The organism is Parasphingorhabdus sp. DH2-15 (assembly GCF_051668705.1).
Lineage (GTDB): Bacteria > Pseudomonadota > Alphaproteobacteria > Sphingomonadales > Sphingomonadaceae > Alterisphingorhabdus.
Genome location: NZ_CP196351.1, coordinates 2,294,977 through 2,305,268 on the forward strand (window position 1 = coordinate 2,294,977; position 10,292 = coordinate 2,305,268).

General features: G+C 50.3%; 6 protein-coding genes and 1 tRNA gene. 4 read left to right on the forward strand and 3 right to left on the reverse strand.

Annotated elements, in window-relative coordinates; genetic code table 11:
* Positions 1-60: 60 nt before the first annotated feature.
* Positions 61-1,581 (reverse strand): PAS domain-containing protein, encoded by a 1,521-nt coding sequence (locus ACR9YC_RS10725; RefSeq protein ID WP_438727437.1) that lies wholly within the window; start codon positions 1,579-1,581, stop codon positions 61-63.
* 258 nt (positions 1,582-1,839) lie between these two features.
* Between ACR9YC_RS10725 and ACR9YC_RS10730 the strand changes: the two genes are divergently transcribed.
* Positions 1,840-1,915 (forward strand) — tRNA-Thr (locus tag ACR9YC_RS10730).
* 147 nt (positions 1,916-2,062) lie between these two features.
* On the opposite strand, the gene ACR9YC_RS10735 is transcribed toward ACR9YC_RS10730, so the two are convergent.
* Entirely contained in the window at positions 2,063-3,508 is a 1,446-nt protein-coding gene (locus ACR9YC_RS10735; protein ID WP_438727440.1) for an alpha/beta fold hydrolase, read from the reverse strand.
* Between the two features lie 128 nt (positions 3,509-3,636).
* On the opposite strand from ACR9YC_RS10735, the gene ACR9YC_RS10740 reads away from it, so the two are divergent.
* Positions 3,637-5,178: a LytR/AlgR family response regulator transcription factor gene (locus ACR9YC_RS10740; RefSeq protein WP_438727442.1), complete on the forward strand. Its 1,542-nt coding sequence runs from the start codon at positions 3,637-3,639 to the stop codon at positions 5,176-5,178.
* Between the two features lie 41 nt (positions 5,179-5,219).
* Here the strand turns inward: ACR9YC_RS10740 and ACR9YC_RS10745 are convergent, their stop codons facing one another.
* Positions 5,220-7,625 carry a glycoside hydrolase family 3 N-terminal domain-containing protein gene (locus ACR9YC_RS10745; protein WP_438727445.1) on the reverse strand — a complete coding sequence of 802 codons (2,406 nt, stop codon included), beginning with the start codon at positions 7,623-7,625 and terminating at the stop codon, positions 5,220-5,222.
* 121 nt (positions 7,626-7,746) lie between these two features.
* On the opposite strand from ACR9YC_RS10745, the gene ACR9YC_RS10750 reads away from it, so the two are divergent.
* Entirely contained in the window at positions 7,747-8,805 is a 1,059-nt protein-coding gene (locus ACR9YC_RS10750; RefSeq protein ID WP_438727448.1) for a LacI family DNA-binding transcriptional regulator, read from the forward strand.
* Positions 8,806-8,892: 87 nt separating this feature from the next.
* Complete coding sequence (locus tag ACR9YC_RS10755) at positions 8,893-10,269, forward strand: sugar porter family MFS transporter (RefSeq protein ID WP_438727452.1); 1,377 nt, start codon at positions 8,893-8,895, stop codon at positions 10,267-10,269.
* The last annotated feature ends 23 nt before the right edge of the window (positions 10,270-10,292 follow it).

The following is a 10,292-nucleotide window of genomic DNA, read 5'->3' on the forward strand; positions in this document are numbered from 1 at the left end:
CTAATAGCGTGTAATAATGAATTTGCATGAGTTTTCGATTATTACAAGATCGGTAACGGCCTAACAGATTTTGCGAACCACCATATCGGTGATTTTGCTATCGGCAGATACTGCTGCAACAACCAATTGACCATCGGCATCACGTCGCACAACCAAAACGCCAAATTCTGCATCGGCCAGATCAATCGCGTCAATTGGCTGGGCATCAACTTGACGCAATGTTTGATAGGCTTCTTCCAGTGTATTTTGGACGCTGGCATCTTCACCATCAGGACGGCGCAACCGACGTTCTTCACGAACAACGCCTTTCAAACCACCTTCATGGCTATCCAAAAAGTCTGGTAAACCGCCAATAGGCAATGATTTGCGATGGGCATATGATAAGGCAGCCGCATATTCTGTCAGGCGCGTCTTGTCATATTCTGCGCCAAAGACCAGCTTCACAATTGGTGTCATGGGCGCGCGGTCTTGTACCGTTATGCCCGCACCTTCCAATGCGCTGTCCAGTGATTGCGGCTCGCGCTCTGCGACCAAGGAGACATCATAAGCAAGGCCAATAGCCCGGTATAAAGCGCCGCGGCTGCGCGATTCACTCTGCGCGGCCTTTTCTGCCTGCATCTGTGCAAGGCCCAGCCATTCGTGCAAATCTGCATCTTCTGAAGGCTGATTGAGTGTTTCTTCGCTATCCTCAACTGGCGCATCAATGTCTTGCTCGACCTGATCTTCGCTCAGCAATTCCGAAGACGCCGAAGCCGAAAACGCTAGGCTGTGACGCTGCGATGGGACTGAGTCTGAAATGCTGCCATTGAGAGGGTCCGCACTCACCGACAATGGCGTGTGCATTTTCTCAACATCTTCATCCTTGCGCGCTGACTCACCAAAAGCGACATCCGGCAAAATCAGCTCGTCATCCTGGTCTGAATGCTCACCCTGATTATCCCAGACTGATGGGGCATCAGTAAATAGCTGCTGCTCACCCAATGCCTGCTCAACTTCCAAGAGCAGTTCGTCTGTGCTGGTTTTATCGGCAAGCATCTTCCAATTGATGACGCCAAAGACAAAATCGATCGTGTCATCATCGGATGAAAATGGCAGCAATATGCCGCGATACATGATAGTTTTGCCAAGCTGATTGACAAATTCTGCTTCAAAACCAATCGGTGCCTGATTGGCGAGAATTTCCATATAATGGTCAGTAATACGCGACAGCAATGAGCGCCCGGGAATTTCACTGACATATTGCACATCATCATCAATGCCTGATTCTTCCGCAACGGCACTGCCAATATGGGCGATACCAGGATTCTCAATGCCTGAAGTGAAGTCCAGCAAAACGCTATTTGGAACAAAGTCGTCCAATATATCAAGGTCAAGATCATCAACCGATGGGAAAGACTTTTCACCCAGCAGCATTACCCAATGATTATAGGCGCGCACATGCATCCGGCGTTCGTCTGTGCCAAAGCCATGGCTGCTATCCATAATGCCTTCATCATGCGCAGCAGTGTCTTCGAGCTCTGCAGCATCCGCCGAAAAAATGTCGGAATGGTCTTCGTAACCAAATTCGCGATGATTATCCATATACGCCCCATTGCTTAGACTTATGACAATCTTCTGCCGCAATATAGTAAATGCATGGTTAACAACGCGACAAAAAGCCAAGCAAAATGCAGCAAACACTGTTTAACAGAGTCGCCCAGTCGCTAACCCAACCACTCACCCAGTCATCAACTATACCGCACAAGAGAAAATTGCCCCTCTTGCCATTTGCACAAAGCGCTGATAACCGGCGATGCATAATAGCTGCAATGGCCAAGCCGGCCAAACATAACAGCAAGCGCCGCTTTAGCTCAGTTGGTAGAGCACATCATTCGTAATGATGGGGTCAGAGGTTCGAATCCTCTAAGCGGCACCAATTTTCTCTTACCTTAACTCGCTTCATTCTCCCCTCCAAGGGACGGCATCTCGTCGGCACACAGTCAATCTCGCGAACTCTATCGAGTCTGCCCCTCTTCAAGGCATTATGTTTTTCCAGCTCAGTCTTCTGTCGACTTGAAGCTCGTTAAAATGTTGGCATGTCGATAAATATCTCTTGGCCATCGACATTTTCACCGCGCATGAAACTCTTGATTGTCGCAGTTACTTCCGGCGACAGCATGAACAGATTATGCCCGCCATTTGTAACCATCACCGTTTGGCGGTTTACCAGGCCCGCTGTCGCTTCTTGCCCGCTTTCAGGAAAAGTACGCCCATCCAATGTGCCGTGAAGTACCAGCACAGGGACTTGTGAAACCGGGCGTTGGCGAAATTCAGGGCCGAGATCGAGTGAAGGTCGTACGCCTTCCAAATAAAGGCTGAAATTCTGATATAAGCCAAGCAATGCTGTTTCAGCTTGCTGCTCAATCATGGCCCTGCGTTCCGCCCCGGTGCCTGAAGCAACATCCATCAAGGTTGTCATCGGGCGAAAAGATACTGCAACATCAGTCGGGTCAATGGCTCTTTGCAGCAGGTTAATCAACGGACCTGTATCCCCTTCATCAAGGCCTTTATAAACAGCCAATATCCAGACCATGCGTGCAGGATCCGCGGCCAGCGCTGACGTAAATTGTTGCATGTCACGCCGCTGCAAAAGATAGGGCGCAGTTTTGCCATCTTGCGTGGGAATTTGCAGCTCTAATGGTTGTGCATCCAGCCTTGCCAGCACATTACCGATCAAATCTTTCACGTCAGGATATTTCGCCTTTGCGTCTGACACGCTGTTTATAGCTGCTTGCAAACGATCAAAATATGCATCCGCCCGTGCAGGCTGTTTTACCGTTTGATCCAGACCTTCAACAGCCGTTATGACAACGCGTCCTATGCGCTCATCCATTTGCTTCAGAGCCGCTAGCGCGAGATGGGAACCATAGGATATACCCCAGAGATCGATTTTTTCCGCACCAAGGTGTTTGCGCAGATCATCAAGGTCTCGAACACTTTCCGGTGTGGTATATCCCCTTATATCAACGCCGTTTTCGGTCCAAAACTCCAAGCATTCGGCAAAGGCGGAACGCTGTATTGCAAAATAGTCTTCATCAGATGTCGGCATTGTCGTGCTGATCTGTTTGGACGAGGTGCAATTTGGCAGATCGTTCGATCCGCCCGTCCCGCGCTGATCAAAAGCAATCACATCACCAAATTCACGCATCGCCATAAACAGCGGGAAACGCTCATAACGTGCTGTCTCAACCCCTGAACCACCGGGACCACCTGCAAGATAGACAATAGGTGATCCAGCACTTTCCCCAGTCGCAGGAAAGCGCACATATTTAAGAGTGAGCGTGCGGCTGCCCTCGACAGAGCGATTCTCTGGCACCTCAAAGCTGCCTTCATATGCCTCAACACTTTCGCCAGACTTTGCCGCAAACATGATCGCATTCTCGCCAGCATAGGATTTGGCCAGAACTGGTTGAGCAAAGGCTAGGCTTGCTAAGCCTAACAGTGAGAGCAATTGGGTATGTTTGATCATGGCCGGTTCTCCTCATGGGCAACAGATATGCACCAAGCTTATTCATCTAATGGAGGAATTGCCGCACCAAATCAGTGAACGGTCATGTTTTTCGCGCGAGCGGCATGGTGTCGCACTAGGCGGAACCTTTGGACCCGTCTACGGTTAGCCCCATGTTCAAACATGTCCTTATTACACTTGCTGCAACAATATTGCTTTCATCATGCAGCAGCGCCTCCACTGCGCCACCCATTGGCATTTCAACATTGGATTGGGAGCACGTTACAATATGTCCTGCTGCTGACATTGGTGAGGTGCCTCCAGATTTTTCTGAAGCGCGATGTCAAACAACAGGCTTAGCCAATATCGACCCGCAAAACCGCCTTATATGGATCCGTGCTGTAGTGCCTCTGACGCGTATAAATGGTTCTAACGGTGAACCGCTTGCGCTGTTTATCTCAGGGAAAATGTCCAGTGCAGTCTATTTTAATGGTGCACTAATAGGAGAAAATGGCAGGCCAAGCGCCAAGCCTGAAAACGAGGTCGCAGGCTTAATGGATGCAATATTCTACCCGCCTCAAAATCTCTTTCATATTGGGGAGAATGAGATTGTCCTGCTTGCATCTTCTCATCAGGGCTATCTGCAACTGGCTAGCCCCATACATATGATTGGCATCGCTCCGGCAGATCTTTTGAACAAAGAAATATTGGCACAATCTGCACCCGTTTTGATCACACTTGGCGTATTTGTGCTGGGCAGTCTCTATTTTGGTGTGATGGCTGTTATAGGCGTATCACGTTTTCAATTTGCACTTCTGGGTATAATGAGCCTCTCAGCCGGAGGACAGCTCATATCGGAATCGCTGCGCGGTCTTGTGCCTTATTCTTATCCAATCCAAGACTTACGTTTGATCGCCATTACGGCCTTTTCGGCCATTTTTGGAATGTGCGTAGCTTTACACATTTTTCGTACATTTAAAGCCGCGAACCTGCATTGGGTTATAGCAGGGATTACAACATTATGTGCTAGTGTGATCATTTTCGCTGGCGGTTTTGATTTCAAAGCTCTCGGTGCGATGACTACGCCCTTGCTCGCCTGTCTGGTGGCAACGGCATATTGGGCCAAACAACGGCGTCAGCATGCATTTGAATATTTTCTAATATTGCTGGCATTTGTGGCTGCAATCTTTGTGTTCGAAACGCTATTCCTCGACCTTATATTCTTCTTGCTGGTCGCGTTCTTCCTTTTGATATTGTTTGTGTATCAAGCCCGTTCGCTTGCGGCCGAAGCCCGTGAGCGACGCAGCGAGGAAGCAAGAGCCAACCGCCTTGAGCAAGCTCTTGCTCAGCTAGGTGAGCATTCTGAACCTGATTATATCGATGTAAAGGAAGCAGGGAAGCTAGAGCGTATTGCAACTGTGGACATTATGCATTGCAGCGGGGCGGATGGATATTGCGAACTGACATTGGCGAATGGACGGACATTGTTGCACAATGCCAGCCTGAATGAGATGGAAGATGCTCTGCCAGCTACATTCCTGCGCATCCATCGTTCACATATTGTGAATATACGGTTCATTCAATCGCTCGTTCGAGACGCTTCAGGAACCGGAACCCTTCAACTGCAAGACAGCATCGCGCTGCCGGTCAGCAGACGCATTATGCCCAAGGTCCGGCAAGCTCTGACTTGATGACTATTACATCACGCGCATAATAAGCAGCCTAGCAAAAGCTATTTAAGCTCCAGTTCGGTCGATTTCACATCACGGCTGTTTCCGCCGGCCATGAGGGAAAACTTGCCGGGCTCAACTACACGCTGCATCCGATCGTTCCACAGGCTGAAATCGGTGGGTTTCAGCGTGAAGCGGACTGTGCGTTTCTCACCCGGTTGTAGATTGACGCGTTCAAAGCGGACCAATTGTTTGACCGGCGTTGTGACCGAAGCATGCATGTCGCGCAGATAAAGCTGAACAACCTCATCACCGGCCACTGCGCCTGTATTCGTAACCGAAACTTCGACTGTCATATCATCAGAAACTTTGTGCCCATCGCCGACTATTTTCGGTGCAGAAATCGCAAAGTCAGTGTAGCTGAGGCCAAAGCCGAAAGGATATAATGCCTCCTTTGTCTCAAACAGATAACCACGTCTGGCTTGCGGCTTATGGTTATAGAAATAGGGCAATTGTCCGACATTCTGCGCCACAGTAACAGGCATTTTGCCGCCCGGATTATATTTTCCAAACACTATATCCGCGACCGCATTTCCGGTTTCCTGACCAAGATACCAGCCTTCGATGATCGCAGGTGCAGTCTCATTTAGCTCGGTAATTGATAGCGGACGACCATTCAGCAAGAGCGTGACAACCGGCTTGCCTGTTGCAAGCATGGCGCGGGCCAGATCCATTTGCTGACCCACCAATGTTATATCGCTGCGGTCACCCAAATGGTTGGTTGCCCATGCTTCACGGCTGGTTTGCTCATTGCCGCCAATGACCATTACAATAACGTCAACATCTTCTGCAGCTTTCACAGCATCAGCAATAAGTTTGCGATTTTCTGCCTCTGGCACCTGATCCACTGGATCAGCAGCCCAAACCCGGCTTTTGGTGATACGTACGCCTTCTGAATAGACGACATCAAACTTACCCTGCGCAGCATTTTCAATGCCTTCCAGAACGCTGACCACCTTGCGCGGTACATCGCTATAACCGCCAAGCGGCGTATCGCGGCCATGTGTGCCGACCACCAGCAATTTGCTGATATCATTGGCGGCGAGCGGCAACAGCCCGTCATTTTTTAACAGGACCATGGATTTGCGCGCCGACTCTCTGGCAAGAGCAACGGCTTCGTCATTGGCCTCAATCTGCTCTGCATAGTCAGCATCGGCATAAGGGTTTTCAAACATGCCAGCGATAAATTTCAGTCGCAAGATGCGGCGAACAGCTTCATCAATCAGCTTCTCTTCCACCCGCCCCTGTTTCACCAGTTCGGGCAAGGTAAGAAAGGCATCAGCATCTGCCATTTCATTATCGACGCCAGCTTTAATCGCACGCTCTGCCGCTTGCTCTGCATCTTCCAGCATTTGATGGCGGGTAATCATTTCACGAATAGCAAAATAGTCACTAACGACAGCACCTTTGAAGCCCCATTCCTTCTTCAAAATGTCATTGAGCAACCAGCCATTGGCGTGGCTGGGGATCGCGCCAATCTCATTATAAGACGGCATAACCGACATGACATTGGCTTCTTTCACAGCACGCTCAAATGGCGGGAAGAAATAGGTACGCAATGTATGTTCTGATAATTCAGCTGGCGCAACATTGGTGCCGCTCTCTGGCTGGCCATGTCCTGTCATATGCTTAAGCGTTACCAACACTTTATCATCAGCAAGCGGTAATGTCGGCCCTTGGAAACCGCGTATCGCAGCCAGACCGATTTCAGACACCAGATAGGGGTCTTCGCCATAGGTTTCCTCTATACGCCCCCAGCGTGCATCACGGGCGATATCCACTACAGGAGAAAGCGCCAATTGCGCACCGCGAGAGCGCATCTCTCGTGATGCCACGGTGTAAACCTGCTCCACCAATTGCTTGTCCCAAGTGCTGGCCAAAGCAATGGCTTGCGGAAAGCTGGTTGCGCCTCTGGCGACATAGCCGTGCAACCCTTCTTCATGCATCAAAATAGGAATACCAAGACGGGTCTGGTTAACTGCCCAGCGCTGCGCTGCGTTCACATATTCCACGGTTTCACGCGCCGTGCGATTGCGTCCTTCCGCCGCAGCCCCAGCCGCACCGGAATTGGATTGGCTAACACCGCGAAAATCAGATGGCCGCGCTATCATACCGATACCATTAGGAAAGCTTTTGCTTGCCTTGACAGGGTCAAAATCGCCCTGCGGGGTCTGTACCTTTTCCTTCTGTTCCCAGATGGTGAGCATCTGCGCGACTTTCTCTTCCAAAGTCATACGTGCAAGAAGATCTTCGACCCTATCTTCGATGGGCGCGTCTGCATTCCTATAAACAGCTTGCTGATCGCTAAGGCTTTGTTGATCTGCCGCAATGGTAGGATATGCAGAAACTGCCGTTAGCAACCCCAATATTACCCCAAAGCCCAAAGCCTGTTTCGTAATAGCGCCCATGATAAGCTCACCCCTTCCCGTCTTTATGATAGCGCTATCATATTCATGATTTACGATATTGCAATGCCACAATATTGCAATGACCATTGCCGACAGCTAGTGATGGGCTAAGGGGATTGAGATGGCAAAAACACGTCGCCGCAATTGGCAAACGGTTACAATTGATGATGTTGCGCGCCATGCCGGCGTATCATCAATGACTGTATCGCGCGTGATGAACGCAGAAAATGGCGTACGGGAAACAACACGCGAAACCGTGATGAAAGCGGTGGCTGCGCTCAACTACCAACCCAACCGTTCAGCGCGGCGGCTTGCCAAAGGCGCCGATGTCCATATCGGGCTAATCTATGCCAATCCTTCTGACAGTTATCTGGGCCGCTTTTTGCGCGGCGCTTTAGAGGCTGCGCAGAACAGCGATAATCACCTGATTGTTGATATTTGTGAGGATAATACATCAACAGCCTATGTGGCTTCGGCGATACGGCTGGCAAAGGCCGGAATTGCCGGTGTGATATTACCGCCCCCTACATCAGCAGCCGATGAGATATTGACGGTTTTTGATGAATTGAAAATACCTGTCGCTACCGTCGCCAATGGCAAAAGCAGCAGAAAGTCCATGGATATCAATATTGATGATGCCGCAGCGGCCACTATGATGACCGAATATCTGATCAGCCTGGGGCACCGTGAAATAGCATTTATCACTGGACCAAAAGACCAGATGTCCAGCACCCTGCGCGAACAGGGATATCGCGAGGCAATGGCTGCAGCAAATCTTGCTATCAAACCCGAATGGATCGTGCAGGGCGAATATACTTATCGTTCAGGAGTGTCGGCAACCAAAGATTTGCTGGCAGCACCGTCTAGGCCAAGCGCTATTTTCGCAAGCAATGACGATATGGCCGCAGCCGCAATAGGTGTAGCGCACCGGCATGGTCTTATCGTGCCGGATGACCTGACCATTGTGGGCTTTGATGATAGCCCTTCCGCCATTTCGGTCTGGCCCGAACTCACCACTATAAACCAGCCGGTCAGCGCGATGGCCTCCTCTGCATTTAATCTGGTTTTGGGCAAAGCCGAACCAAATTCTAAATCGGATGATGCCTTGCCATTTGACTATATCCACCCTTGCCACTTGATAAAGCGCGGATCATCAGGGCCTGCCAACGTCGTGAATTGAGTTGAACTTCTTTTCCGTTACCGCTAACATAACCTCCATAAAAGATAATGGGAGTAGGTTCTGGTGGCTAATGAGCATGCGGGCAATATGCGATTTATAATTCTTATCGTTTCGGTGGCAACACTGGGCGGTTTCTTATTTGGCTTTGACAGCGGGGTCATTAATGGCACGGTTGACGGGCTTCAAAAGGCTTTTGACTCCACTAATATCGGCACTGGCTTCAATGTCGCATCCATGCTGCTGGGCTGTGCGGTGGGCGCATTTGTTGCCGGGCGGCTTTCCGATACAATTGGCCGACGTGCTGTTTTGCTAATTGCGGCAATACTCTTCATTATTTCCGCCTGGGGCTCTGGTATTGCAGGCGATGCTTTTGTCTTTGTTATCGCGCGTATACTTGGCGGCTTAGCGGTTGGCGCTGCAAGCGTTATTGCACCTGCCTATATTTCTGAGGTTGCACCGGCTGATCGGCGTGGCAGACTGTCATCCATCCAACAGGTCATGATTATCATCGGTCTGTTCGCCGCCTTTCTTTCTAACTATTTTCTGGCAGAATTTGCTGGCGGCAGTCAGCAACTGGTCTGGGGCGGCTATGAAGCATGGCGCTGGATGTTCTGGGTAGAATTGGCCCCGGCCGCTGCTTTTCTGTTGCTGTTATTTTTCATTCCGGAAAGTCCACGCTATTTGGTGGCCAAAGGACGTGATGAGGAAGCGCAGGCAGTTTTGAGCAGCCTTTTCGGCAGCGCTGGCACTGCGGCCAAGCTAAAAGAGATTCAGGAAAGCCTAGCCGGAGATATTCAGCCGCGTTTGTCTGATCTGGTGTCAAAACAAACGGGCCGTATCCGCAAAATCGTTTGGGTCGGAATTGGCCTTGCGACGTTCCAGCAATTTGTCGGCATCAATATTGTTTTCTATTATGGCGCCATATTGTGGCAAGCTGTTGGCTTCACTGAAAATGATGCGTTGAAAATCAACATATTGTCTGGAGCATTATCAATCGGAGCGGTTTTTGCCGCCATCATGCTGATCGACAGAATTGGCCGCAAACCCTTGCTGCTTATCGGGTCAGGCGGGATGGCAATTGGCCTGACTGTCATGGCATTTGCTTTCGCATCAGGCTCTTTGGTCGATGGTGAGTTGGTTCTGTCAGATGGCGCAGGCATCGCGGCATTATTGGCAGCCAATGCCTATGTTGTCGCGTTCAATTTCAGCTGGGGGCCTGTGATGTGGGTTATGCTCGGCGAGATGTTCCCCAATCAGATCCGTGGCTCTGGGCTCGCAGTTTCAGGCTTCGCGCAATGGGTCGCCAACTTCCTAATCATCATGAGCTTCCCATGGCTGCTCAGCAATGTCGGTCTGCCGATAACATATGGCTTTTATGCCGCGGCGGCGCTCATCTCGGCGATCTTCGTGGCCAAGATGGTCTCTGAAACGGCGGGCAAAGAATTAGAGGAAATGCAAGGGTAGAGTGCTTGCCGTCTTCACGCCTT

What these genes read in the sequence shown, in the direction of transcription:
- ACR9YC_RS10755 (WP_438727452.1), top strand. Translation starts at nt 8,893, where the DNA reads ATGCGATTTATAATTCTTATCGTTTCGGTGGCAACACTGGGCGGTTTC.
- ACR9YC_RS10745 (WP_438727445.1), bottom strand. Translation starts at nt 7,625, where the DNA reads ATGGGCGCTATTACGAAACAGGCTTTGGGCTTTGGGGTAATATTGGGG.
- ACR9YC_RS10735 (WP_438727440.1), bottom strand. Translation starts at nt 3,508, where the DNA reads ATGATCAAACATACCCAATTGCTCTCACTGTTAGGCTTAGCAAGCCTA.
- ACR9YC_RS10725 (WP_438727437.1), bottom strand. Translation starts at nt 1,581, where the DNA reads ATGGATAATCATCGCGAATTTGGTTACGAAGACCATTCCGACATTTTT.
- ACR9YC_RS10750 (WP_438727448.1), top strand. Translation starts at nt 7,747, where the DNA reads ATGGCAAAAACACGTCGCCGCAATTGGCAAACGGTTACAATTGATGAT.